Source organism: Paenibacillus sp. Y412MC10 (genome assembly GCF_000024685.1).
GTDB lineage: Bacteria > Bacillota > Bacilli > Paenibacillales > Paenibacillaceae > Paenibacillus_AQ > Paenibacillus_AQ lautus_A.
On record NC_013406.1, the window covers coordinates 6,730,399 to 6,755,877 of the forward strand.

The 25,479-nt window shown below is 53.8% G+C and carries 19 protein-coding genes; 7 read left to right on the top strand and 12 right to left on the bottom strand.

The window, feature by feature from the left end:
* Nucleotides 1–101: 101 nt before the first annotated feature.
* From GYMC10_RS29790 to GYMC10_RS29810, 5 genes are all read right to left on the bottom strand, one after another.
* A complete protein-coding gene (locus GYMC10_RS29790) occupies nucleotides 102–1,976 on the bottom strand; it encodes an ABC transporter ATP-binding protein (protein WP_015737819.1) in 1,875 nt (624 codons plus the stop codon).
* A complete protein-coding gene (locus GYMC10_RS29795; RefSeq protein ID WP_015737820.1) occupies nucleotides 1,973–3,700 on the bottom strand; it encodes an ABC transporter ATP-binding protein in 1,728 nt (575 codons plus the stop codon). The genes GYMC10_RS29790 and GYMC10_RS29795 overlap by 4 nt, the downstream gene beginning before the upstream one ends.
* 11 nt (nucleotides 3,701–3,711) lie before the next feature.
* Complete coding sequence (locus GYMC10_RS29800; RefSeq protein ID WP_015737821.1) at nucleotides 3,712–4,272, bottom strand: MarR family winged helix-turn-helix transcriptional regulator; 561 nt, start codon at nucleotides 4,270–4,272, stop codon at nucleotides 3,712–3,714.
* 122 nt (nucleotides 4,273–4,394) lie between these two features.
* Nucleotides 4,395–5,504 (bottom strand): ribosome small subunit-dependent GTPase A, encoded by a 1,110-nt coding sequence (gene rsgA, locus GYMC10_RS29805; protein WP_015737822.1) that lies wholly within the window; start codon nucleotides 5,502–5,504, stop codon nucleotides 4,395–4,397.
* Nucleotides 5,505–5,910: 406 nt separating this feature from the next.
* Nucleotides 5,911–8,199, bottom strand: coding sequence for an ATP-dependent DNA helicase (locus GYMC10_RS29810; RefSeq protein WP_015737823.1), 2,289 nt, complete (start codon nucleotides 8,197–8,199; stop codon nucleotides 5,911–5,913).
* Here GYMC10_RS29810 and GYMC10_RS32695 point away from each other — a divergent pair.
* The gene (locus GYMC10_RS32695; protein WP_155989813.1) at nucleotides 8,198–8,338 is read left to right on the top strand and encodes a hypothetical protein; all 141 of its coding nucleotides are present in this window, start codon (nucleotides 8,198–8,200) and stop codon (nucleotides 8,336–8,338) included. The genes GYMC10_RS29810 and GYMC10_RS32695 overlap by 2 nt on opposite strands.
* A gap of 17 nt (nucleotides 8,339–8,355) precedes the next feature.
* On the opposite strand, the gene pdaA is transcribed toward GYMC10_RS32695, so the two are convergent.
* The 4 genes from pdaA to cidR all read right to left on the bottom strand — a co-directional run bounded on the left by pdaA (nucleotide 8,356) and on the right by cidR (nucleotide 13,157).
* Entirely contained in the window at nucleotides 8,356–9,150 is a 795-nt protein-coding gene (gene pdaA, locus GYMC10_RS29815; protein WP_015737825.1) for a delta-lactam-biosynthetic de-N-acetylase, read from the bottom strand.
* Nucleotides 9,151–9,296: 146 nt separating this feature from the next.
* Nucleotides 9,297–10,340 carry an oxidoreductase gene (locus GYMC10_RS29820; RefSeq protein ID WP_015737826.1) on the bottom strand — a complete coding sequence of 348 codons (1,044 nt, stop codon included), beginning with the start codon at nucleotides 10,338–10,340 and terminating at the stop codon, nucleotides 9,297–9,299.
* 196 nt (nucleotides 10,341–10,536) lie between these two features.
* Nucleotides 10,537–12,159: a catalase gene (locus GYMC10_RS29825; protein ID WP_015737827.1), complete on the bottom strand. Its 1,623-nt coding sequence runs from the start codon at nucleotides 12,157–12,159 to the stop codon at nucleotides 10,537–10,539.
* A gap of 107 nt (nucleotides 12,160–12,266) precedes the next feature.
* Nucleotides 12,267–13,157 (bottom strand): cidABC operon transcriptional activator CidR, encoded by an 891-nt coding sequence (gene cidR, locus GYMC10_RS29830; protein ID WP_015737828.1) that lies wholly within the window; start codon nucleotides 13,155–13,157, stop codon nucleotides 12,267–12,269.
* Nucleotides 13,158–13,282: 125 nt separating this feature from the next.
* Here cidR and GYMC10_RS29835 point away from each other — a divergent pair, with 125 nt between their 5' ends.
* The 6 genes from GYMC10_RS29835 to GYMC10_RS29865 all read left to right on the top strand — a co-directional run bounded on the left by GYMC10_RS29835 (nucleotide 13,283) and on the right by GYMC10_RS29865 (nucleotide 21,156).
* The gene (locus GYMC10_RS29835) at nucleotides 13,283–13,654 is read left to right on the top strand and encodes a CidA/LrgA family protein (RefSeq protein WP_009590362.1); all 372 of its coding nucleotides are present in this window, start codon (nucleotides 13,283–13,285) and stop codon (nucleotides 13,652–13,654) included.
* Nucleotides 13,651–14,340, top strand: coding sequence for a CidB/LrgB family autolysis modulator (locus GYMC10_RS29840; protein ID WP_009590333.1), 690 nt, complete (start codon nucleotides 13,651–13,653; stop codon nucleotides 14,338–14,340). The genes GYMC10_RS29835 and GYMC10_RS29840 overlap by 4 nt, the downstream gene beginning before the upstream one ends.
* Nucleotides 14,341–14,608: 268 nt before the next feature.
* The gene (locus GYMC10_RS29845; RefSeq protein ID WP_015737829.1) at nucleotides 14,609–16,468 is read left to right on the top strand and encodes an LTA synthase family protein; all 1,860 of its coding nucleotides are present in this window, start codon (nucleotides 14,609–14,611) and stop codon (nucleotides 16,466–16,468) included.
* Between the two features lie 684 nt (nucleotides 16,469–17,152).
* Nucleotides 17,153–18,505, top strand: coding sequence for a hemolysin family protein (locus GYMC10_RS29855; protein WP_015737831.1), 1,353 nt, complete (start codon nucleotides 17,153–17,155; stop codon nucleotides 18,503–18,505).
* Between the two features lie 150 nt (nucleotides 18,506–18,655).
* Entirely contained in the window at nucleotides 18,656–20,245 is a 1,590-nt protein-coding gene (locus GYMC10_RS29860; RefSeq protein WP_015737832.1) for a PTS sugar transporter, read from the top strand.
* 353 nt (nucleotides 20,246–20,598) lie between these two features.
* On the top strand, nucleotides 20,599–21,156 hold the full coding sequence (locus GYMC10_RS29865) for a hypothetical protein (protein WP_015737834.1): 558 nt from the start codon (nucleotides 20,599–20,601) through the stop codon (nucleotides 21,154–21,156).
* A 113-nt stretch (nucleotides 21,157–21,269) separates the two neighbouring features.
* Here the strand turns inward: GYMC10_RS29865 and GYMC10_RS29870 are convergent, their stop codons facing one another.
* The 3 genes from GYMC10_RS29870 to GYMC10_RS29880 form a co-directional block, all read right to left on the bottom strand.
* Entirely contained in the window at nucleotides 21,270–22,310 is a 1,041-nt protein-coding gene (locus GYMC10_RS29870; protein WP_015737835.1) for a hypothetical protein, read from the bottom strand.
* 267 nt (nucleotides 22,311–22,577) lie between these two features.
* Nucleotides 22,578–23,966 carry a class II fumarate hydratase gene (gene fumC, locus GYMC10_RS29875; protein ID WP_015737836.1) on the bottom strand — a complete coding sequence of 463 codons (1,389 nt, stop codon included), beginning with the start codon at nucleotides 23,964–23,966 and terminating at the stop codon, nucleotides 22,578–22,580.
* Nucleotides 23,967–24,272: 306 nt separating this feature from the next.
* Nucleotides 24,273–25,298, bottom strand: coding sequence for a DUF2332 domain-containing protein (locus GYMC10_RS29880; RefSeq protein WP_015737837.1), 1,026 nt, complete (start codon nucleotides 25,296–25,298; stop codon nucleotides 24,273–24,275).
* Nucleotides 25,299–25,479: the final 181 nt, after the last annotated feature.

A 25,479-nucleotide genomic window follows, 5' to 3' on the forward strand; every position in this document is an offset into this window, starting at 1 on the left:
TGTTTCGCGCGTTTCACGCACTCAACTGGCTAAAGCCATAACAAAAAGAAGACCCGCTTCGCAATCGAAGGGGTCTTCTTGTCATAGCTTTCCTTGCCTCGTTATCCGGCTTCATGCTGTTCGCTGAATTGGCTGTTGTACAGGTCTGCGTAGAAGCCGCCTTGGGACAGCAGCTCTTCATGGGTTCCCTGCTCGATGATGCTGCCCTTGTTCATGACCAGAATCAGGTCGGCATCCCGGATCGTGGACAACCGATGAGCGATGACAAAGCTGGTCCGGTCCTTCATCAGCTCATTCATCGCTTTCTGGATATAAAGCTCCGTCCGCGTATCCACGCTGCTGGTGGCCTCATCAAGGATGAGAATCGACGGGTTGGCGAGAATGGCCCGCGCAATCGTCAGAAGCTGCTTCTGTCCTTGCGAAATGTTGGAGGCTTCCTCGTTCAGAACGGTATCGTAGCCTTCCGGGAGCGTCCGGATGAAATGATCCGCGTGAGCCGCTTCCGCCGCCCGGATGATCTCTTGTTCCGTGGCGCCTTCCCGTCCGTATCCGATATTATCCCGGATCGTTCCGTTAAAGAGCCAGGTATCCTGCAGTACCATCCCGAACAGGCTGCGCAGTTCACTGCGCCGAAGAGCCGTAATATCCGTGCCGTCTATCGTAATCTTTCCCTGATTCAGCTCATAGAACCGCATCAGCAGATTGATGAGCGTGGTCTTCCCTGCACCGGTCGGTCCGACGATGGCGACCGTTTGACCGTGCTTCACATCCACATTCATATCTTCGATGAGAAGCTGGTCTGCTTTATAGCCGAAACTCACATTCTCGAAGGTCACGTCGCCAAGCGGCTTCTTGAGCGCTGCCGGAGCTGTATGCTCCGACACCTCTTCTTCCTCATCCAGCACTTCGAATACGCGCTCTGCCGAGGCTATAGTAGATTGAATGACGTTTGCGATGTTCGCAAGCTGAGTAATCGGCTGCGTAAATTGGCGCGAATATTGAATGAAGGCCTGAATATCCCCAATCTCAATCGCTCTGCGGGTAACCAGTACACCGCCGACAACGCTGACGATCACATATCCGATATTGCCGACAAAACCCATCAGCGGCATAATGGTACCCGATATAAACTGGGCTCTCCAACCGGCATCGTAGAGTTTGTCGTTGACCTCATCAAATTGCTCCATGGACTGTCGTTCCCGGCCAAAGGCCTTCACCACTTTATGACCCGTGTACATTTCTTCCACATGTCCGTTCAGCTCACCCAAATGCTTCTGCTGAGCCACAAAATGCTTCTGCGAGCGCTTGGCAACCACAATCGTGACCACCACGCTAAGCGGCAAGGTCAGAATAACCACCAACGTCAGCAGCGGGCTGATCGTGAGCATCATGACGATGACGCCGACCAGCGTCACCACGGAAGTAATCATCTGGGTCAAGCTCTGCTGAAGCGTGCCGCTGATATTGTCCATATCGTTGGTCACCCGGCTCAGCGTTTCCCCATGCGTGCGGGCGTCGAAATATTTCAGCGGCAATCGGCCGAGCTTGTTGTACACGTCCTTGCGCAAATCATAGACGGTACGCTGGGCCACGCCGGCCATGACATACTGCTGGATGTACGCAAACAGCGAGCTTAAGAGATATAAGCCTGCAAGCCAGAGCATGATCGTCCGAATGGCGTCAAAATCGATCCCGGCACCCGGCACGCCTTGCATCTTGGCCATGAAGCCTTTAAACAGGATCGTGGTGGCATCCCCCAATATTTTCGGGCTCACGATGCTGAATATCGTACTGAGGATAGCTGCGATCAGAACGATCAGCAGCTTGCCGGTATGCGGCTTGAGATATCGCGTTAACCGACGAAACGTGCCTTTGAAGTCCTTGGCTTTCTCCCCTGCCATCCCGGGCCCGTGCGGGCCGCCGCCAAAGGGACCGCCCGGTCCCCGGGGATGTCCTCCCCGTTTCTTCTCACTCATGCGATCTCCTCCTCTGACAGCTGCGAGGTGACGATTTCGCGGTACACATCGCTGGAAGCCATGAGCTCCTCATGCGTGCCGATGCCGGCAATGCGTCCCTCGTCCAGCACGATAATCCGATCGGCGTCCATGACAGTGCTGATCCGCTGAGCGACGATCAGAACGGTGGCGTCCGTCGTTTCCTCGCGAAGCGCTGCGCGAAGATTGGCGTCCGTCTTGAAATCCAGCGCCGAGAAGCTGTCGTCAAACACATAAATCTCGGGTCTGCGAACCAGTGCCCTTGCAATCGAGAGCCGCTGCTTCTGGCCGCCGGATACGTTGCTGCCGCCCTGCGAAATCTCGGCATCGTAACCGCCTTCCATGGAGGAGATAAAGTCGGCGGCCTGGGCAACCTTCGCTGCATGCCGGATCTCCTCGTCCGTTGCATCCTCTTTGCCGTAGCGGATATTCTCCGCGATGGTTCCAGTGAAGAGCAGCGCCTTCTGCGGCACGAATCCGATCCGGTTCCGCAGATCCTCCTGCATCATGTCGCGGATATCGGTCCCATTGACGAGAATCCGTCCCGACGTCACGTCATAGAAACGCGGGATCAGGCTGATCAGGGTGGATTTGCCCGAGCCGGTTCCGCCGATGATCGCCGTAACTTCACCCGGCCCGGCATGGAAGGAGATATCGGATATGGCGGGCTCCTCCGCGCCAGGGTAATAGAAGGTCACATCCTGAAATTCGATCGATCCCTGCTGCACGCTCGCAGCGCGCGGCTGTTTCGGATCGTGGATCTCAGGCATCATGTTCAACACCTCATTGATCCGGACCGCCGATGCCTGTGCACGCGGAATCATGACAAACATGACGGATAGCATGATCAGTGAGAACATGATCATCATCGCGTATTGAAGAAACGCCATGAGGTCGCCGACCTTCATATGTTCGGCGTCTATGCGGTGGGCTCCGAACCAGACAATCGCCAGTGTGGCAAAGTTCATGACCAGCATCATGACGGGCATCATCGCCCCCATGATTTTATTGACTTTGATCGAAGTGGCCGTCAGGTCCTCGTTCGCGTCGTTAAAGCGGACGGTTTCATGGTCCATCCGGTTGAAGGAGCGGATGACCCGGATTCCGGTCAGATTCTCCCGCAGCACGCGGCTCAGCGTATCGATCTTTACCTGAATCGCTTTGAAGAGCGGTATGCCTTTTTTGGCGATGAGGAAAATAGCCAGTGCCAGAATCGGCAGGACGATCAGAAGCACCGTAGTCAGTCCCGGGTCTCTTGATACGGCCATCACAATGCCCCCGATACACATCATCGGTGCTATCGCCATCATGCGCAGGATCATGATCGTGACCTGCTGTACCTGCGTAATATCGTTCGTTGTACGGGTAATCAGGGATGCCGTACCAATCTTATCGAATTCCTGCAGCGTGAAGTTCTCCACATGGGAGAAGACGCGTCCCCGAACAATTTTCCCGAATCCCGTAGCGGATTTGGATGCCAAATAACTCGCGGCAATAGAGCACACCATGCCCCCTGCTGCTACCAGGAGCATAAAGCCGCCCACACGCCAAATGTAAGGCACATCTCCCTCAACGATGCCATAATCCACGATGTCCGCCATCAAGGTCGGCAAGTACAGATCAGACAGACATTGGAAAAATGTGAACAGCAGGACAAAAATGACCGCGGTCCGGTACGGTTTCATGTAGTGAAACAGTTTTAACAAATCCCCCACCCCTACTCGTTGTCTGAAGTCGTTTCATTCGTTTTGCGTTTTTGCTCGTGAAAATGATATACCTTCGTTAACAGCTCCGTCAGTTTGACGCTGTCCTCTTCTCCCAGAAAATCCACCAGCTCGTTAAAGCTGTTCTTGACGTTCTGATAGGTTTGCTGGACAACGCGGTTCCCTTCCTCCGTCAGCTGCACGCGGACCGCTCGCCGATCCTGGGCATCCATCACCCGCTCCACCAGCCCCTTGCTCTCCAGTGCATTAATGAATTGCGTGATCGTCGGTGACGTAACATTCATCATGCTGCTGATTTCGGACACTTTCATGCCGGGACCAGCAGGCTCGATATGATGTTTGAGTCCCATCAGAACGCGAATCTCACCTGGCGTATACCCTGAAATCAAGTGCTGATCCCACTCCTGCTTGTGGAACATGCGTATGCTGTACAAGAGCCTGCCAGCAACGCTGTCCTCCCGCCTGCCGCCCTTCATGCATGGTCCTTCCCGCGAATGTTGGTCCTCGTTGCCGTTCATTTCTTTATGTAAATCTGGATGTTGATCCTCTGCCATGGTCCACCTCTTTTCGGCAACAGCTCGAATAAATAGATAGATTGCCTATTTATTTGGTTACCTAACTATATACCCGGAAGATGACCGAAGTCAAATCGACTCCGGCCTTCCCTTAGCCTCAATTATTCATCATCGTACAGCTGCTGATACGCCCCTTTGCGGCCTCGGTCGTTCTTGCGGGACGACTTGCCCGAGCTCTTGTTTTGACGGCGGGTGCTTACCCTCTCTTTACGGGCGATATGGGCCAGCTCCCGCTCCGTTTTCTTGTAATTCGCATATCGTTTAGCATCCAGAGTTCCGTCCTGCAGCGCTTCCCGGACCGCACAGCCGGCCTCCGTTTCATGACGGCAATCATGGAACCGGCACTGCTGCGCCAACGCGGAAATATCCGCGAAGGTCGCCTCGAAGCCTTCTTCCGAATCCCACAGCTGCAGCTCCCGCATGCCCGGCGTATCCACCATGATCGCGCCTCCCGGCAGCACGAAAAGCTCCCGGTGCGTCGTGGTGTGCCGTCCTCTTGCGTCCTCTTCGCGTATCCCTTGAACCCGCTGCATTTCCTGGCCGGACAGCCAGTTCAGCAGCGTCGATTTGCCGGCACCGGAGGTACCCGTTATGGCCACCGTTTTCCCTTGCACCAGATACTCCCCAAGCTGCTCCTTCCCTAGATCCATCAAAGAGCTTACCGCATGGACCGGCACGCCTGGAGCAACCGCCTCTACCTCCGCGACGTACGCTTCCGGCGATTCGCATAGGTCCGCCTTGGTGAGCAGCACGACCGGTGCGGCTCCGCTCTCCCAGACCGCAATCAGATAGCGTTCAATCCGGCGAACATTAAAATCCTTGTTGAGCGCGTTAATGATAAACACGGTATCCATGTTGGCCGCAATGATCTGCTCATCCGGCACGCTTCCTGCCTCCCTGCGCGTGACGGCGGATTGGCGGGGCAGCAGATGATGAATGACGGCACGGGCTTCGCCCTGCAGCGGCTCCACCATGACCCAATCGCCGACTGCGGGAAAGTCGCTTTTGCTGCCCGCTTCGTATTCATACTTGCCTGTGACAATGGCCGTCTGCTCACCCTCTTGGGTGATAATGCGGTACTGCTTCGAGAATTGGGCCGTAATGCGGGCCGGAACCAGCGCCTTGTCCTGCTTCGGGATCTGAGCGGCCATCAAACGCCAATGTTCATTCCATCCATAGGCTTGCAACGTTGTCATGTCTTGTTTCGTCAAATTCGTGATATCCCCTTATCGTTGTTGGATTGGTTGTTAACAAATGATCAAACACAAAAAAAACCGCAGATTTGTATCCGCGGCTGATCTGAAACTATGCAGGAAGAAGGCATCGATCCTCGGCGGCCAAACCGCCAAAGATCATACCGGAGCCTTGCATAGACACAAAAAACCCGCAGGATACCAAGCACGGTCTCCTGCGGGTTCTTAGGTACGGAGATGAAGACATGTTAAACCCAATGCCTTACACCCCGGTTACCATTAGAATTTCCCGTCCAAAGAGACCAACGTCAATGCGACCCATCCACTATGCATCATAACCATTTGACATCAGCCTCCTTCAGCTTAATTAATATATCCGTATTATAGGGGTCGTATTTCCAGGTGTCAACATCCCATGAAAAAATTAGATGCGCCTGTAATGCCTCCACTCCTCCGGCAGCAGCATTCCGTACTGTCGATTCAGAAAGCGGTCATCGACGAGCGTCAGCGTCCCGCTGTCCTGCTCGGATCGGATCAAGCGCCCTCCGGCCTGCAGCACTTTGTTCATGCCGGGGTACACGTAGGCGTAATCGTATCCCCTCTTGCCGGTACGATCAAAATAATCCTTGATGATATCATTCTCGAAGGAAAGCTGCGGCAATCCTACGCCGATGACCACGACGCTCGAAAGCCGTTCTCCCTTCAAATCGATGCCTTCGGAGAAAATACCGCCCATCACGGCAAAGCCGATCAGCGGATCTTCAGCATCCGCCTGGAATGCATTCAGGAACGCCTCCCGCTCCTCCTCGCTCATTCCATGCCCCTGGAGCAAGGTACGGGCTTCCGGGTTCATTCTGGCAAACGCCTCATGAATATCCTGCATGTAGGGATAGGACGGCAGGAAGATCAGGGTATTTGCCGGTTTTTCCTGAACCAGTGCACTCAGCATCCGAACGATGGCCTCGCTATTGCGCTCCCGATCCTTGAATCTCGTCGATAACGGCATAATCCGAACATCCAATTGCTCGGAAGAGAAGGGCGAGGGAATCGAGAGGCTGTAATCCTCTTCCTCGGCTCCGAGCATGTCGCGGTAATATCCGAGCGGCATGAGTGTTGCCGAGAAAAATACGCTAGAGCGGTAGTTTTTACCCGCCTGCTGGAGCAAATAAGAGGGGTCCAGGCAAAACAGCTTGAGAAACACCTCGCTCCCGCTCATCTCCGCATACGTGACAAAGCGGTCGTCATACAGCTTGGAGATGCGCAGATACCCCTGCACGGCAAAATAACATTCCAAAAGCGCATCGGCCTCATCCCCGCTCTTGCCGGTCATCAGTTCGGCCTCTGCCTGGAGCGAGAAATCCTCCAGCAGCTCGACCATCATCTCCGGCTGCTGGGACCCGACGATCCGCTCTTCCTCCTCGCTGACCTTGCGCAGCACCTTAAAGCGGTTATTCACCCGCTTCGCCGTGTTGTAAAGCCCGGGATTGCTCTCTTTGTACGCCCTTTGCAGCTCCAGGAACGCGGACTTATTCAGCTCGGCCGAGAACATCCCCCGCGCCCGGTCGACCAGGTTGTGCGCCTCGTCAATGAGCAGCACGCTGCGCTTCTTCACGTCCTCCGGCATCCGCTTGAAGGAGACGCGCGGGTCGAACACGTAGTTGTAATCGCAGATGACGGCATCGGCGGCGTACGCGGCATCCAGCGAGAATTCAAACGGGCATACCGTATGCTTGCGGGCATACTCTTCAACGACGGGCCTCGTGATCAACGTTTCATTCGAGAGCAAATCCAGTATGGCGTCATTAATCCGGTCATAGTAGCCCTCCGAGAACGCGCAGCCCATCTGGCTGCAGCCTTCCGCTTCGCTGAAACAGATCTTGTCCTTCGCCGTCAGCGTAACCGTATGCATGCAGAGCCCTTGACGCTCCATGCGCGCCATGGCTTCCTCCGCGGTGGTTCGGGTAATCGTCTTGGCCGTCAGGTAAAAAATCCGGGATAACAGGCCCTCGCCGATCGCTTTGACCGAAGGAAACAGCGTGGATATGGTTTTGCCGATGCCCGTAGGGGCTTTGGCAAACAATCTTCGTCCTTCCCCGATGCTTTTATACACGGCTCCGGCCAGCTTCCGCTGTCCCTCGCGGTAGGCGGGAAAAGGAAACTTCAGTTCGCGGATGCTCCGGTCCCTCCGCTCGCCATGCTCCCGCAGCAGGTTGGCGTAAGGCGCGTAGGCCGCCACAACCTCGAGCACAAAGGATTCCAGCTGAGCGAAGCTCCATTCCTGCACGAACTGCTTCCGCTCTCCGCTCGGGACCTGGAAGTAGGTCAGTCTCACGGCCATCGCCGGAATTTCATGCAACTTCGCATACATATAGGCATACATTTTGGCCTGAGCCCAATGAACCGGGTACGTATGCTCCGTAATCTCGCCCAAATCGCCGGAGGTCGACTTGATCTCGTCGATCATGATCCGCTCGTCCTCTTGAATCAGGCCGTCGCAGCGACCTTCCACCACAAACAGCAGATCCTCGTAAGGAATCTCCGCTTCAAGCTGAACTTCCTTCTGATCGTTCTCGCCATAATCGCGCTGTACCTGTTGATGCGCACGGGTTCCCTCGGTCAGGGACGTCGCCGTGCGAAAACCGGAGGTAATGCTGCCGCTGCGAAAGACATATTCCACCAGCGGCCTGACGGATATTTGGATAGTATGAGGCATGATGGTCTCCTTCGTTCATGTTCTATATGAAGGGTATTATACCAAACATTCGTTCCGGAATGCGAAGCATCCGCGGGCATTCGATAACAAAAAAAGCGTGCAGACGGCCTCCTGGCAGGATGGCGTCTGCACGCTGTAAGCATATGCGGCATATGCTTACGGGGATTTCTTTTGCATCTGATCGAGGCTCTTGAACTCGTAGCCCCGGTTCCTTGCTTCGTCAATGATCCGTCCCAGCGCCTCCGTGTTGTCCTTGGAGATGGAGTGCAGCAGGATTACGGCGCCGGGGTGGAGCTGCGCGGTCACTTTATCGTAAGCATACTGCGCGCCGCGCTGGGACTTCACGTCCCAATCCATATACGCGAGCGACCAGAAGACATTGGTGTACCCCAGCTGCTTGCTGGTCGCCAGGGACCGCTCATCGAAGATGCCGCGGGGCGTGCGCAAATACTTCATGTCCGGCTGGCCGGTGATGCGCATAACCTCCTTCTTCACCCGTTCCAGCTCCTCGGTCAGCTTCTCTGCCGAGATTGTGGTCACGTCCGGATGATTCCAGGAATGGTTGCCGATAATATGGCCTTCCGCCGTCATCCGTTTCAGCAGATCTTCCTGTGTCTTCACATAATGTCCGGTCACGAAAAAGGTGGCAGGCACCTTCTTTTCTTTAAGCGTATCCAGAATACGGGAGGTATACCCGTTCTCATACCCGTTATCAAACGTAAGATAAAGCTCCTTCTGCTCGGCATCGCCCATGAAGACGGCATCGTATTTTTGCAGAAGCTCCTTGAAGCCCTCCTCATTGATCGAGGGCAGCTGGCCGTTGACGCTTTTCTTAAATCCAAAGTGAAACGGACCGCTTCCGCCTGCCAAAGCTGCTCCGGAGATGGACAGCATCACCGCCAAGCTCACAAGAAGCATAAGGGCCGGCCGAAGGATACCACGTTTCTTCATATCCGTTCTCTCTCCTTCATTGTTGTGATATGGATCGACTCCCCTGATGAAAGACGTACCAAGGGTGGTATCACCTAATATCCCACAAATCGGAGCAAACTATGTGTCAATCCAGGACAGTCCTCTTTTCGGATGCGGCGGCATGTTTACGTGATCTTGATCAACCGGCCCTTCTGATGGCTCTGCAGCGCATATTCGATCATCCGAATGACATTGCGGGCTTCTTCAGGCTGGACAGGCAGCGAACCGCCTTTAAGGATTGCTTCGGCCAATCCCTGGTAAAAAGCTTGATAGCGTCCCGGCAGCGTCTCAATCTCCCCTTGCACCGCCAACCCGCTCAGCTCGGTAGCTAACTCCCCGTATTGGTCCGGCTGGTCTTCGCCCCAGCCCGCGTCTCCGGGATGCATGCCCTGCTTCAGCTGGCCTTCCTGCGGATCCATTCCATATTTCAGGAAGCTTCCCTTATCGCCATGCAGCTCGAATTTCGGCCCTGCCTGCCGTACCAGCGAACCGGAATGCAGAATGACGCGAAACGTCTTATAACCCAGCACCAAATGAAAATAATCATGGGCTTTGGACCCTTTGCGCTCCGTTCTCAAGTCCGCCCAGAGCGTCTCCGGCAGGCCGAACAGGAAAAGCGCCTGATCGATCAAATGCGAACCTAAGTCATACAAGATCCCGGATCCGGCAATCGCTTGCTCCCTCCACCGCTCCGACTGAACTTCCGGACGGTAGCGGCTGAACTGCGACTGATAGATGGAAAGCTTGCCTAAGGCTCCCGTCTCCAGCAGATTGCGGACGGTCAGAAAATCATTGTCCCAGCGGCGGTTGTGGTACACCGTCAGCAGCACGCCCTTCTGCTTGGCCAGATCAATCAGCTCGTCCGCTTCGGCGGATGTTACGGTAAACGGCTTCTCGACGACCACATGCTTTCCGGCCTCGATAGCTAACCGGGTATATTCATAATGCGTTGCATTCGGACTCGTAATGATGACAACATCGATATCCGGAATGGACAAGAGCTCATCCACGCTGTCGACAACGGCCGTATCGGGCATATCCTGGTGGACCTTGTCCGGATCCGATGATACAACCGTGTGCACCCTGTAATCCGGCACGCTTCTAAGGATAGGTGCATGAAACACCGACCCGGACAGGCCGTAGCCGATGATTCCCGCTTGTATTGCCATAACGCAAGCCTCCTCTTCCCATGGTTCTATGATGATTCGATATGTATCGCTTGGTTTCCTTGCAACATCTTAACATTCCGCAAATATTTTACAACCTTATAAGGGAAAGCCGCCTGCACGTCATTCTTGTGCAGGCGGCTTCGCCATTCCGTGCTGTCCGCGTTTGCGGGACGGCGTCTCTAAGGCCAGCAAAGCATCAATAAGGGTCTGCCTCGTGGCCCATACGGTTTGCATCCTCTACGGCCTGCTCCCGGACGGTCTCGTTCGAGCCCTTCCTTGCCTGCTCGAGTCCTTCCCGCACTCGGCGCCCATAGTCCTCGTCCGCATTCGTGAAATATTCCACCATCTTGTCTTGAATCCGTATATCGCATTGGATCAGCGCACCCACGAGGTTGTTGATCAGGTCGTTTCGCTCCCAATCCTCAAACGCTCTGTACGTATCCCCGGCCTGCTTGAAATCCAGCGTGCGATCCAGCTTCTGCCGCACGAGGTTGGCATCGTAATGCGGCTGATGCGGCTTCGCCGTCTGCGATGCTTCCACCAGCCCATCCGTCATGGACGGCTCGTAATCGACATGCGGGCTTTGGCCAGGCGCCTTATCCACGAAAAAGGACATCTGCCCGCCCCGCTGATTGGTAGCAACCCGTTTCTTCGGCGCATTGATCGGCAGCTGCAGGTAGTTCGTGCCCACCCGGTGCCGCTGGGTATCCGAGTAGGAGAAGGTACGCCCCTGCAGCAGCTTGTCGTCCGAGAAATCAAGCCCGTCAACCAGCACGCCCGTGCCGAAGGCCGCCTGCTCCACTTCGTTGTAGTAGTTCTCCGGATTTTTGTTCAGCACCATTTTGCCTACCTTAAGGAATGGGAATTGATCCTCCGGCCACAGCTTCGTCGGATCCAGCGGATCGAATTCCAGCTCGGGATGCTCGTCGTCGCTCATAATCTGCACGCACAGCTCCCACTCCGGGAAATCCCCGCGTTCAATGGCTTCGTACAGGTCCTGCGTCGCATGGCTGTCATTCATGCCCTGAATCTTGTTCGCCTCTTCCTGCGTGAGATTCTTAATGCCCTGTTTCAGCGGCTCCCAATGATATTTGACCAGCACGCCAGTGCCTTCTGCATTGACCCATTTGTATGTATTCACACCGGAGCCCTGCATTTGGCGGTAGTTGGCCGGGATGCCCCAAGGGGAAAAGACAAACGTAATCATATGCGTCGCTTCGGGGGAACGGGAAACGAAATCGAACATGCCGACAGGACCCGGAACATTGGATACCGGATCCGGCTTGAACGCGTGGACCATATCCGGAAATTTGAGCGGATCGCGGATAAAGAATATTTTCAGGTTGTTGCCGACCAGATCCCAGTTGCCCTCCTCGGTGTAGAATTTCACGGCAAACCCGCGCGGATCCCGAAGCGTTTCAGGCGAGCCGGAACCGTGGATTACGGTTGAGAACCGGACAAACACCGGCGTGCGCTTGCCTTCAACCTGGAACAGCTTGGCCCGGGTATACTTCGAAACGGGCTCATCGCCCACCTTCCCGTACGCTTCGAAGTAACCGTGCGCTCCCGCACCCCGTGCATGCACAACGCGCTCCGGAATGCGCTCCCGGTCAAAATGCGTGATTTTCTCCAAAAAATGATAGTTCTCCAGGGTCATCGGCCCCCGATTCCCGACCGTTCTCACATTCTGATTATCCGAAATAGGATGTCCCTGCCGGTTGGTCAGCGTATCCTCCCGCTCCGTCTCGCCGCGGTTCTGCGCAAAGTCTTCCCGTCCCTGGTTCGTTCCATTATTACCATCATGCTCTTGGCCACTCACGACTGTCATTCCTCCTTGGATATAAGGCTTGTAAATTGGTTCTATTACTATGGATATTATGTCCAAGGCGTGAAAATGTATGAAATGCCCTTCATTTTATAACAAACTTAATCATGCTCGCCCAGCAGGGAACGCGTAAAGCTGATCCATTCCCTGACGGCAAAGGACAGGTAGCGGTCTTTCCTCCAGATCATCCCGAGCTGCCACGGGATCGATGGATTGTCCAGCGGCAATATCGTCACCCGCGAAGAATCGATCTCTTTGCATATCGTTTCGGGAAGCAGCGCGATCCCCAGATTGGCGGCAACCATGCCGCTGATGAGATCCCACTGCGAGCTTTCATAGACCACCCGCGGCTCGAAGCCGGCGCTGACGCATTCGCGGATAATCCGGTCATGGAGCGTAAAGTCTTCCCGGAACAACACAAACGCCTCGTCAGCAAGCTCACTCAGGTGTACATGCTCCCTTCCGGCCAACCGATGGGATGGATGGAGTAGCAGATTCAGCTTCTCTTTCACGAAGGAATAATAGTGGAATACGTCTTCATTGACAGGCAGCACGGCGACGCCGATGTCCGTCTGGCCGCTCTCCACGTCCGCCTCCACCTTCTTGGCGCCGTCCTCGATCAGCTGAATGGTAATCTTCGGATATTCCCGGTGGAACTGCCCGATTACTTCGGGAAAAAAGCTTGAGCCCACCATGGGCGGAAGCCCGATGCGCAGATGGCCGCGCTTCAGGTTCATGAGATCTTCCAGTTCGGCCGATACCCGCTGGAAGGATTCCACCATCTGCTGGGCCTGCTGATACATGATTTGGCCGGCGTCGGTCAGCTCAATCCGTTTGCCCTGACGATAGAACAAGGTAACGCCCCACTCGTCCTCCATGTTGCGAATCGTTTTGCTGATCGTCGGCTGCGTAATGTACAGCTTCTCTGCGGCCTTGGTGAAGCTCTGGTTCCTCGCTACCTCAAGAAAATACTCCAGGTGCCGTATGTCCATTCCCTTGCTCCCTTCATTTTGGCTATGTATAGATAAATGGAATACTTATCATTCGATATATGCATTTTACCTATGAAAATTATCGTTGTAAAATTTCAATACCAATGAAAATAAGGAGGCCGGTCATGGTCAACATGTTGAAAGGAACGCTTCAAGTGGCCGGATTCATGCTTCTTTCCTTAGGGATGGATCAACTGGCCGCCTGGCTGAATATAGGAATTCCGGGCAGCATACTCGGAATCGTTGTTGTGTTTATCCTTCTCGAAACCAAGATCCTCCGTCTGGAGTGGATCGAGCTCGGCGCCAATTGGCTTCTCGCCGAACTGCTGCTGTTCTTTATCCCCGCCGCGGTCGGGATCATGAAATATTTCCCGATGCTGGAGGCCGAAGGGCTCCAGATTCTGGCCGTCGTTTTGTTCAGCACCGTCATCGTGATGGTAAGCTCTGGGCTGACGGCCGGCTTCATCTCATCCAGAAAGGGGCGTAAAACGCCATGAACATCCTGCTGACCGTCATCCTCGGCCTGCTGTTAACGATCGGGATTTACGGGGGAGCCAAAAGGCTGTATCGCCGCCTGCCGAAGGTTTATTTATCGCCGCTCCTGATCACGCCGGTGCTGATTGTTGTGATATTGACACAAACTGGCGTATCCTATGAATCATACAATGAAGGTGCGCAGTGGATCAGCAAGCTGCTCGGACCGGCCACGATCGCTTTTGCCGTGCCGCTGTACAAGAACTTCCAGACCCTGAAGAAACACGCGGCCGAGATTATGCTCAGCGTGCTGACGGGATCGGTGCTGGCGATGTTATCTTCCGCGTTTCTCGCAAAGTGGATGCACCTGAACAGCTCTCTGGCTACCAGCCTGGTGCCGCGCTCCATCACGACGCCTATCGCCATGAACGTATCCGAGGTGATCGGGGGCGTGCCGAACATGACCGCCGTCTTCGTCATTATGACCGGGATTCTCGGGTCCATGATCGGACCCGCCGTCATGCGGATCTTCCGGATCCGGGGCGATATCGCGAGAGGGGTTCTGTTTGGGACCAGCGCCCACGGAACCGGCACCTCCAAAGCATTCGAATTCAGTTCCCTCTCGGGAACCATATCCAGCATTTCGATGATCGTCGCCGCGCTCTTCACCCTCGGAACCGCACCGCTGATCATGTCCTTTCTTTATTAATATTTGCTAAAACTCTGACAAAACCGGCGATGACCGGTTTTTTCGTCGTCTTTTTGTGTTGTTATAGGAAATTTCGGGACTTACTTTAACTCTTTGACAACCTCCTCCGAAGAGGTCATAATAAATTCTGTTCATTAGTTTTGTTAAATAAATGGTATACGGAACGTAAATCTACAGTAAGAATAACGTCTATGTATTCTTAAAAAACGAATAGCCGCCGAAGTTTTGCGAACAGGTCTGTGGCGGCCCTGAAAGGAAGGCGATACAGGTGTTCTCCACCTCGCGGTTTCGGTTAACGATTACGAAGCCATTTATATTTTTCTCTGTTATTATGCTGCTCAAAAGCTACCTGGCCTGGACGGTCATTTTTGATGATGTCATGCCATGGAAACCGCTGATTACGGAAATTCCCTTTATCTGGCTTGTGTTCAGCTTGATCGAATGGTTTGCTTCCAAGCGAAAGCTGACGGCTTATATGAGCGTTAATCTGCTGCTGACCGCCATCTTCTTTGCAGCCATTATGTATTATAAATATTACGGTGTCATCGTTACCTATCACGCGTTAGAGCAGGTGAACCAGGTAACGGCGGTAAGCAACAGCGTATTCTCCTTGATGGACCCTTACTATCTGCTGATCTTCACGGATATCATCGTGATGTTCGTTCTGTTGTGGCGCAGCGACCGCGTTAAGAACTGGAAGATTCGGCATGCGAAAAAAGAAAAACGCAAAATCATCCCGATTGTTTTTGTTGTCTCTTTAATGCTGTGCCTGTTCCAGATCATGCCGAACCGCGCAAGCATGAACGAAATCGTGAAGGCGCAGGAAATGGGGATTCTGAACTACGAGGCCTACACGATTTTCCAACAGGAGAATAAAGAGCTCGTGGATGCCAAAACCATTACCCAGGATAAAGTCAACGCATTGAAAGGCCTGGAAGCGTCGGATAAGGAGGCTCTCCTTACAGGTGTCGCCAAAGGCAAGAATCTGATCATCATCCAAATGGAGTCCTTCCAGAAGTTCTTGGTCGACCTCACGATTGACGGCAAGGAAATTACGCCTAACATCAACAAGCTGGCCCGCGAGAGCAATTACTTTCCGAACTTCTACCAGAATGTCGGTCAAGGCAATACCTCGGATGCCGAGTTTGTTGTGAATACTTCCTTCTACATTCCGCCGCGGGGTGCGGCTACGCAGCATTATGCGGACAGGGTTCTGCCAAGCCTGCCGAGACTGCTGCAAGGGGAAGGATATGATACGGCGACCTTCCACACCAACGTCGTGGAGTTCTGGAACCGTGGGGAGCTGTACAAGGCGCTCGGTTTCAACCGTTATTACGATAAAGCGTTCTTCGGTGAAGACGATAAGCTGTTCTTCGGCGCTTCGGATGACGCTCTGTACTCCAAAACGGCCGCCGAGCTGAAGAAAATGAACGATGCCGGTAAACCTTTCTATACCCAGGTCATTTCCATGTCGGCTCACCATCCGTTCACGATTCCTGAGGATAAATATCGGATGACCCTGCCGGAGCGGTATGAAGGCACCTTTGTCGGCGACTACATCCGTTCCCAGAATTATGCCGATGACGCACTCGGCAAATTCATCGAGCAGCTGAAGAAAGACGGCGTATGGGATAACAGCTTGATCGTTCTCTACGGCGATCATCTTGGACTGCCGATTTACTCCCTGGACCACAAGGATAAAGAGCTGATGCACGAAATTTACGGCCGCGAATATACCTCCGGAGATATGATCAACATTCCGCTTATCATCCATGGCGAGGGAATTCAGCCCGAAGTGAAGGAGCAGGTCGGCGGACAAATCGACCTCTTGCCGACGGTGGCCAACCTGCTGGGCGTATCGATGGACCATCAGCTACACTTTGGCCAGGATCTGCTCAATCACACCGATAATAATTTGCTGCCGGAGCGGTATTACCTGCCTTCGGGCACGTTTATCAACAATACGACCCTGTACATTCCAGGCATCGGTTTTGAGGACGGAACCAAGCATCCGCTTCCAAATTCGGACGTGAAGAAGACCCAGGCTACCAAGGAAGAATTCGAACGCGCGCTGAAGCTGCTTCATCTGTCCGACAGCTATATCAGACAACAGCCATACCATAAATAGTCCGTTGCAGCATGGGACAACTCTCCGGAAATCTTGGAGGGTTGTCTTTTTTTGTATGCCTGGCGATCATCCGAAACCCTTGATATATAAGGATTTATATAGCCGATTGCGACTGTTATTTGACATAGTGGCTTACTTTTTCTTATGATTAATAGCAATATACCTTGTTTTGAAGACCGCGTTCGTGGTGAAATTACGTACAACTACTCAAATCACTTCATATTCATACGCTGACAATTAAGCCATATATTTTTTAGAGCAAATCGATTACGAATTGTAGGAGTGACGATCCGACTTGGACCCCATACGAAGGATAAACAGAATTATATGTTCCACACTTGGCTTACTGCTGATTGCTTCCGTTTGTAATGTTCCCCTGGTGGACATCACCGATTCCGCTGCGGCGACGCAGGGAATGGAAGCCTCTGAAGGCACTCTGCCAGCGCCGACGCCGGTACCTAAAAGTCCGGAACCCGTTCGGTTGATGCTGGAGTCACAACGCCATGTGTCTCTGCTTTCCTTGCATAACGTTACATGCAACACGGATACCGATATGTTTCTCCTCCTCAAGCACATGAAGCTAGAACCTTTAAAATTCCGGTCGAATTACGTTGACAGCCATGCATAGTAATTGATGGTTATTAAAAAACTAATTCGGATCAGATAAAAAAGGATGTGTTTTGTTTGGACGACAATATAGGCTTAAATTTATTCTTAGTCGCTGTGCTTATCGCAGCTACCGCTTTTTTCGTTATGACGGAATTTGCTATCATAAGACTTCGTCCCAGCCGGGTAGACCAATTGGTGATGGAAGGGCGCAAAGGTGCTCTCGCCGTCAAAAAGGTAACATCGAATCTCGACGGATATCTGTCCGCGTGTCAGCTCGGGATTACCATCACGGCGCTCGGTCTCGGTTGGCTCGGGGAACCGACCATCGAGAAGATTCTGCACCCGGTGTTTGACAGCCTTTCGATTCCTGCGGCGATCGCTTCGCTGATCTCTTTCTTGCTTGCATTTATTATCATGACTTACATTCACGTCGTAATCGGCGAACTTGCACCGAAAACGATCGCTATCAATAAGGCTGAAGCCGTGTCGTTCCTGTGTGCGACGCCGATTATCTGGTTTAACCGCATTATGTATCCATTCATCTGGCTCTTGAACGGATCGGCCAACAAGATTGTCCGTCTGTTCGGCATGCATCCTGCCAGCGAACATGAAGAGGCTCACTCGGAAGAAGAACTCCGCATGATTCTGAGCGACAGCTATGAGAGCGGAAAGATTAACCAAGCCGAATACGGTTATGTAAGCCGAATTTTTGCTTTTGACGATATGCTTGCCAAAGAGATTATGGTACCCCGTACCGATATGATCTGTCTGTATGTTGACAAGCCGCTTGCCGCCAACCTGCAGATTATCAAGCGCGAGCAGTACACCCGGTTCCCGGTTGTTCGCGGAGACAAGGATCAGATCGTCGGCATGGTGAACACCAAACAGTTCTTCCTGGAGTTCGATGACAATTCCAATATCGACTTGACCAAGCTGATTCATCCGGCCATGACGGTATCCGAAGCGATTCCGATCAAGAAGCTGCTTCGGAAAATGCAGCAGGAAGGCACACATATGGCCATCCTGATCGACGAATACGGCGGTACTTCCGGGATGATCACCATCGAGGATATTCTGGAGGAGATCGTCGGCGAGATCCGCGACGAATTCGACGAGGATGAAGAACGCGAGCTGACCCAGCCTGAGCCGAACCGCATCATCGCAGACGGCAAGGTATCCATTAACCGGATCAACGACCTGCTTCATACGGACCTGAGCACCGATGACCTGGATACGATCGGCGGCTGGCTGTACGGTCATAACTCCGAACTCGCCAAAGGCGATACGTGGAGGTACAATGACCTGACGTTCACCGTCATCGAGAAGAAGACCCACCGCTATACGAAGCTGCAAATCGTCAAAGAAACGCCTGAAGAAGCGGCAGAAGAAGCCTCTGCCGTTGCAGCGGCCAGCGAAAGCAACGAATAGATAACAGGATGACCAAGTCGCCATGCAGCCCTTACCGGGTATGCATGGCGGCTTTTGGTTTGGCGGGATCGCATTTTAACACTTTAACAAGTTATAACTCTGCTGTAATATAGAAATTATCTAATTTCTAATGTATTGGGGGCAGCAATCATGAATCGTCAAATCGCCATCATCGGAAGCAGCGGCGGCAATCTGTACAATCTCGGCGGCAAAGACCCGCGCAAGCTGCTGGATGAGATATTGATGCAGCTCGATAGCGCCGGCCTGTCCTGCGGGGCCCTGCAGTTTATCGCTGCCCAGGTCTCCATGGACGCAGCCAAGGATACGACGCCTGCGGCTCTTTACAGCTGGAGCTCTTCCCAAGGAGAGCCCATCATTGTCGCTGAAGGCACCCTTCAGCAGATCAATCAGGCGGCCGAGCGGCTGGACCGGGAGATTGCCGAGCAGATTGAACTCGGCGAAATTGACGGCATCATCGTCATGAGCGCCGACCCGGAGGGCAGCAACCGGCATGCCATTGAGGCCGCTGCCAAATTCCGCCTGCCGGTGACCGGTACGGGCGGAACCTCCATGGCCATCATCCAAACCAAAGGCGCGCATGTCATTGCGGCTTCGGGCACAACCGGAACAACCAACAGAACGCGTGCGGTCACCTTTGTCACATCCCTCAGCAAGCATTGGCGGCTTACGTACCGGCCGGTCATCGGGAATGCGACCGCCAATATCCATGCGGTGTCGGGCAGCTCGTCTCCATGGCGAAGAATCAATATTCGGGGCATCATGATGGCGTCCCTCCCCGGTTTCATCGGCATGGCCCTGATCCTGGCGGTCAGCAAAATCCCGGGGTTATCTTCGTTGACCGAAGTGTTTGACCTGCTGATCAAGGCGCTGCCGGTCATCGTTGCCGTCATTGCAGCCAAACAGGTATCCGAGCTGGACGAGGTATCCATCGTGGCGGGCATCGTGGCAGGCGTCCTGTCCGTCGAAGGAGGCATTATCGGCGGCATCATCGGCGGGATCGGCGCAGGCATTATCGTCCATTACATATTCCGTCAATGCGTGGAGTGGCGTTTCCCCGCTACGACGGTCAACATTGTTGCCGGCGGCGTGTCGGGACTGATTGCCGGTTTGCTGGTCTACTTCCTCATTGCGCCGATTGCGCTGAGCGCAGGGCAAGGCATCCGCTTCCTGATCGAGACCCTTGTCTCCTGGAGCCCGGCCATGGCCGGATTGATTGCCGGCCTGCTGATCTGGCCTGCCATCATCGGCGGCGTCTATCATGCGGCCATCCTGCCGATTGTGCTGCTGGAGATGGAAACAACCAGCAACAGCTTCCTCGGCGCGGTCGATATGGTCGGCTTGGTGATGGTATCCGCAGGCATCACGCTAGCCAATATTATCGCTCCGCGGGATAAGGGAGAAGCCGCCGTCGCAGCCCCCGGATTCGCCATCAACATGGGGTTTGGCACCTTCGTTGAAGCCGCCTATCCGTTCATGTTTTCGAACAAGCTTGTATTTGCCGGAGCGATTGCCTCGGCTGGACTTGGCGGCATGCTCGTCGGTTTGTTCGGGGTCCGGGGGACGGCCTATGTGCCCTCCTTCATCGGGCCCATTACATCGAATAACACGATGGGCTTCCTGATCTCGATGGCAGCCAGCCTGCTCTGTTCGTTCCTTATCACCTTCTTCGTTAACAAGTTGTCGGGTTACCGGGATGCCAGGAATACCGTGAGCATGTAATGCGAAGCCGGTTCAACCCTATGCATTGGTGCTTCTCCATGACATAAGAAGCCAGCCCCACAATAAAAGGACGGATCAAGCGCATCAGCTTGATCCGTCCTTTTATCATGCATGCTATCTGCCTCCCCCATCGGCTTCCCCATAATGGCGTCAATACCGGATCATTGCGGTGCTGGATTCCTTGCTGACAGCTGCAGGCCAGCCTGAATCAAGGTTCCTAAAGAGCTTACATTCGCAGGCTTGTCCTTATTTTCTTACGAAAACGGGCTAACCAATGGATCGGAAAAAGAGTCTATATAGTAGATAGGCTCCCCATTCGGCTTCCTAACACCCATTCGATATGCAAGGAGGTTATGACGATCGAGAAATTCAGAAGGATATCGCTCTTCGCGCTGACCAGCGTCCTGTTAGCCGCTTCCCTCATCTGGCAGGGCGAGCAAGCAGCCGCTAACGAAGCGGAAGGCTATTACGTAAACGTCGGCGGCACCCATATAAAGGACGTCCATGTTCGCAAAGGCAAGGCGTACGTTCCGCTCAAATCCTTAGCCGATGCAATGGGATACGAAATCTCGTATACGCTGCAGGAGGAGCTGGACAACTTTCATCAATATGACCTGAAAGCGGCAAGCGGTCCCCCAGTATCGGTATGGGGAAACGACAGCTGGGGATATACGATCGTACGGCGGGCTACGCAAGAGATGAGCGTGAACGATATCGACATTTATAAACCGGCGAGGCTGTGTGCCGAAGAATCGGACCACTGCAAGCTGGACAAGAGCAAGTACGACGGTCCCCTGTTCATAAAGAACACCCTCTACGTCCCTGTCCGCGACATGGCCAAGGCCTTGAACTTAAAGCTGACCATGACGAAGACGCCGAAAGGACGCAGCATCCAGCTGTCCCTGCATTAACGAAGGCTCCCTTCACCTGTTGGATCATGATTCATCAACAAGAAGCCAGGCGGAGTTATCCACTCCGCCTGGCTTCTGAATCTAGAATCGATTTTATACTCCTGCAAAATTCCTCATTCCAGCCCCCTGATCTCGATGTCTTCCGCGGACGTAATGTCCGAAATGTCGAACACCCTGAAGCTGTAAGTACTGGTTTTCCCCTTCATATAATCGATATCCTGCTCCACCTTCTTTACGCTCTCCGCCGTCTTCAAATCCGCAGCATAATAATCGATGGCAAGATCCGTCTCCCCCGGCACCGTCACCGAAGGCAGCCGCCGAATCAGCTCCAGCACCCGTTCCTTCTCCTGCGCCAGATTATCCGCCGTCAAATCCGCGAATACGATCAATCTGATGTTCTGACTGACATCACCCTCGGCGCTATTCGCCAGTTGGCTATAATCACGCTCTAGTGTTTCGGCACCGGCGTTCACATACGCCTCCCCAAACGCCTGGCCCGGATAAAGCTCATCCAGCAGAGGTTTCAGCCGGTCCCTCAGCTGCTGTCCCCAGAGCCGGTTCAGGTAGGTATCATTCGATATGACGGGAGGGCTGGCTTCATTGCTGCTCAGCGTAAATTCAAGCTCTGGCGCCTGCTCCGGATGGGCCGTAAGATGATACGAGCCTATGGCCCAGGTATAATCCACGTCCGTGACCTTAAAGGGTTCGTTGTACTTCTGTTCCAGATAGGACTCCGCCGCTTCCTGAACCTCGCGTTTCTCCGCAGCCGTCTTCATGAACGGGGCGGATCCCCAGGTGTACCCGGCGTAAATCGACCCTGCGAACAAGGCCAGTCCGATGATCGTCCGCACGACGATTTTCCAAGGGGAGGCGAGCTGACGCCGCCGCTTCTCGTCGAACATCGGTTTCCTTGGCGATCGGTAGCTGAAGTAGATGACCGGTATGATCAAACCTATAATATGAATCCCAATTGCTAGCGGACCGATAATCAAGCCCAAGTATCCCAGTGTCATGAAAAAAATAAACAAAGCCGCTCCCTGCAGCGCCATGAGCAGCATTCCGCCTATGATCATGCCCGGCGTCCCGATATAAAACATCCCGAGCCCGGTGCATATCAGAGAGAGCAGCGTAGCCATCCATTGATGTTTCTTCAAATTATCATCCATCCTTCTTACGTTTGTTTGTGAAGTATTGTCAGATGCTGTCACCATATTATAACCGCTGCGAAGCCGGAGATAAACGATTGAAGCACTTTCGCGGCAGACGAGCGGCTTTCCGTGATGTTTTTCTTGCGATGATCGAATGCGTTCGGCTCGGCGGGTAACAAGCTCTAATCAACAAAAGCCCACTTCACCGTGGTGAAATGGGCCCTTGGTTCAACGGGAAACCTGCCTAGAAATAAAGCTCAAAAGAAAACTCCCCTATTCCTTCGGATGTATCATTTCTTCCGGACGGACGATCCGGTCAAAATCCTCTCCGCTAAGCAGACCGCTTGCCAGCGCCGCTTCGCGAAGCGTTGTCCCTTCTTTATGCGCACGTTTCGCGATGGCGGCGGCATTCTCGTATCCGATATGCGGATTCAGCGCCGTCACCAGCATTAGCGACCGCTCCATGTTCGCGCGGATCACGTCCAGATTGGCTTCGATGCCGATGGCGCAATTCTGGTCGAACGAATCCATGGCATCCGCCAGCAGACGCACGGACTGCAAGAAATTATAAATGATGACCGGCTTGAAGACGTTCAGCTCAAAATTGCCCTGGCTTGCCGCAAAACCGATCGTGGCATCGTTGCCCATCACTTGGCAGACCACCATCGTCAGCGCTTCGCTCTGGGTTGGATTTACTTTCCCCGGCATGATGGAGCTTCCCGGTTCGTTGGCAGGGATCGTGAGCTCACCGATGCCGGAACGGGGACCGCTTGCCAGCCAGCGAACATCGTTGGCGATCTTCATCAGATCGGCAGCCAGCGCCTTCAGCGCCCCATGGGCAAATACGATCTCGTCATGGCTGGTCAGCGAATGGAACTTGTTGCTGGCGGACGTGTAGCTTTTTCCGATCTGCAGGCTGATTTCGGCCGCCGTCATTTCTCCGAATTTCGGATGCGCGTTAATGCCGGTACCCACGGCGGTGCCGCCAATAGCCAGCTCGCGCAGCGGTTCTACGGCCGAAGCCAGCATCAATTCGCACTTCTCCAGCATCCGGTGCCAGCCGCTGATTTCCTGTCCGAGCGTCAGCGGCGTTGCATCCTGAAGGTGCGTACGGCCGATTTTGATCAGGTCCTTATATTCATCGCTTTTCTTCTCGAACGTTTTCTTCAAACGGCGGAGCGCAGGCATCACCTGATCTTCCATGGCCACGACCGCAGCCATGTGCATCGCCGTCGGAAACGTATCGTTGGAGCTTTGGGATTTGTTGACGTCATCGTTGGGATGAACGCGCAGCGTGCTGTCTTTTCGCTCGAGCAGCTGATTGGCCCGATTCGCAATGACTTCGTTCACGTTCATGTTGGACTGCGTGCCGCTGCCGGTCTGCCAAACCACCAGCGGAAAATGCTCATCCCACTTGCCGTCCACGATCTCATCGGCCGCGGTTGTGATCGCATCCACCTTATCTGCATCCAGCTTGCCGAGCTTGCCGTTGACGATGGCCGCGCTCTTCTTCAATATCGCGAACGCCCGAATGATCTCCTTCGGCATCGTTTCGGTTCCTATCCGGAAATTCTCGGAACTGCGCTGTGTCTGCGCTGCCCATAACTTATCCGCAGGCACTTTAATCTCACCCAGGGTATCCTTCTCAATACGATAATCCATCCCAACTTCCTCCTTTGGTCTCCTTGAATGCTGCCATGCCCTGAACGAGAGCCCTTCCACCATGGAAGAGCCCGATCCTCGGGTTCAATCGCATAGCATAAAGCGCTTTATATTCCATCTCTCCTATTATGACACAGACTTGCCCAATAAAAAAATATACGCGATGAAGGCTGCGGCTGTTGTTCTCTAAGTCTCAGCCCGGCTGCCTTCCGGGCTCGCGGTCGTTTACGGGCAAATGACGTAACGAACGGCCATCACCGTTCTGTTCGCCGTCCTTATTCAGGCTAAGTCAATCATCTCCCTGCCTTATAACAGCCACTCGAACCAGCGCGCATGCCCATCCGTGCGTGCCGCCGTAAACTTGCTCGGCACGCCCCCGAGGATATAATCGGCATGCAGATCCTCATCCTGCATATTGTTGTAGACGTGCACAATATCGCGCTTGCTTCCAATCTCGCTCAGATGCCGCAGCAATATTTGCTTGGACGCCTCCGGAATCTGGTTGGCCACATGCGTATGAAACACGCAGATCACGGCCTCTTCCGGAATCTCCTTCACGATGTCAGGCAGCAGCACCGTCCCATCCCCCTCCCGGAAACGTACGTCTGACTGCTGCTTCAACGCCTCCGCCGCATGCTCCAGCATGGACACCCGATCGTGATTGCCCGGCCAAATCAAAGCTCGCAGCCATAAGAAATGCTCCGAGTTCCGTACGTCATTCACATGCAGATCGATCCCCATCCGGTAAACAACCGGCGGACTGGTGGCCGGCAGGAACGGTTTGCGGTCTCCCCTGATCTCCGATGTAATGCGCACCTTCGATTCCGTAAGGCCGTAACTCGCCGTGTCTCCATAGGAATAACTGTATTGATCCCACAGCAGCTGCAATCCGGCACTCGTTCCAAGCTCCACCAGGGCAAGCGGCTTCCGGACCTTGTCATAAATGGAGCAGAACACCGGATACAGGTACGCGCAGCGACGGACTTCGTTCGTCTGTACCCGTTTGCGCTTCAGGATTCCGATAATGGCTGCTTCATGCTCCAGCACGAATGCCCGGAAATGGGGATAACAGGAGGCCATCTCCTTCGGGTGCAACGCAAGGCCGGGGTAATACGCCCTCAGCTCCGGACCCTCGCCCTGAAGCAGCAAGTATTGAACCGCTCCGAACAGCATATTGGGCACGGGCTGGCCGGACGGAACCAACGCAGCCACCTGCAGCACCTCTTCATCATCGGCAATATGCCGGGCCAAATACTCATAGAACACGCTGGAACCCGGACATTCCCGCTCGGCAAAATGACGAAATACGTTAACCAACCGTTTCGAATCCACCCTATACCACACCCCTAACGTTGTAATGAACCCTTGATCCTGCTTAAGACTAATGTTACATCTTTCCAGAAGCCGCGTGGATTCCGATCTTTTATCGGACTTATAAGAAAAAAGAACGCAACAAAAAGAAGAACCAACCTCCTGAAAGGCCGGTTCTTCTGCTGGTAAATCGCCTCAGCTG

Coding starts and splice junctions, on each gene's coding strand:
- GYMC10_RS29810 (WP_015737823.1), bottom strand. CDS start 8,199: ATGCCTCATACTATCCAAATATCCGTCAGGCCGCTGGTGGAATATGTC.
- GYMC10_RS29800 (WP_015737821.1), bottom strand. CDS start 4,272: ATGGCAGAGGATCAACATCCAGATTTACATAAAGAAATGAACGGCAAC.
- fumC (WP_015737836.1), bottom strand. CDS start 23,966: ATGGATTATCGTATTGAGAAGGATACCCTGGGTGAGATTAAAGTGCCT.
- GYMC10_RS32695 (WP_155989813.1), top strand. CDS start 8,198: ATGATGGTCTCCTTCGTTCATGTTCTATATGAAGGGTATTATACCAAA.
- pdaA (WP_015737825.1), bottom strand. CDS start 9,150: ATGAAGAAACGTGGTATCCTTCGGCCGGCCCTTATGCTTCTTGTGAGC.
- GYMC10_RS29820 (WP_015737826.1), bottom strand. CDS start 10,340: ATGGCAATACAAGCGGGAATCATCGGCTACGGCCTGTCCGGGTCGGTG.
- GYMC10_RS29835 (WP_009590362.1), top strand. CDS start 13,283: ATGGTCAACATGTTGAAAGGAACGCTTCAAGTGGCCGGATTCATGCTT.
- GYMC10_RS29790 (WP_015737819.1), bottom strand. CDS start 1,976: ATGAGTGAGAAGAAACGGGGAGGACATCCCCGGGGACCGGGCGGTCCC.
- GYMC10_RS29865 (WP_015737834.1), top strand. CDS start 20,599: ATGACGATCGAGAAATTCAGAAGGATATCGCTCTTCGCGCTGACCAGC.
- GYMC10_RS29860 (WP_015737832.1), top strand. CDS start 18,656: ATGAATCGTCAAATCGCCATCATCGGAAGCAGCGGCGGCAATCTGTAC.
- GYMC10_RS29840 (WP_009590333.1), top strand. CDS start 13,651: ATGAACATCCTGCTGACCGTCATCCTCGGCCTGCTGTTAACGATCGGG.
- cidR (WP_015737828.1), bottom strand. CDS start 13,157: ATGGACATACGGCACCTGGAGTATTTTCTTGAGGTAGCGAGGAACCAG.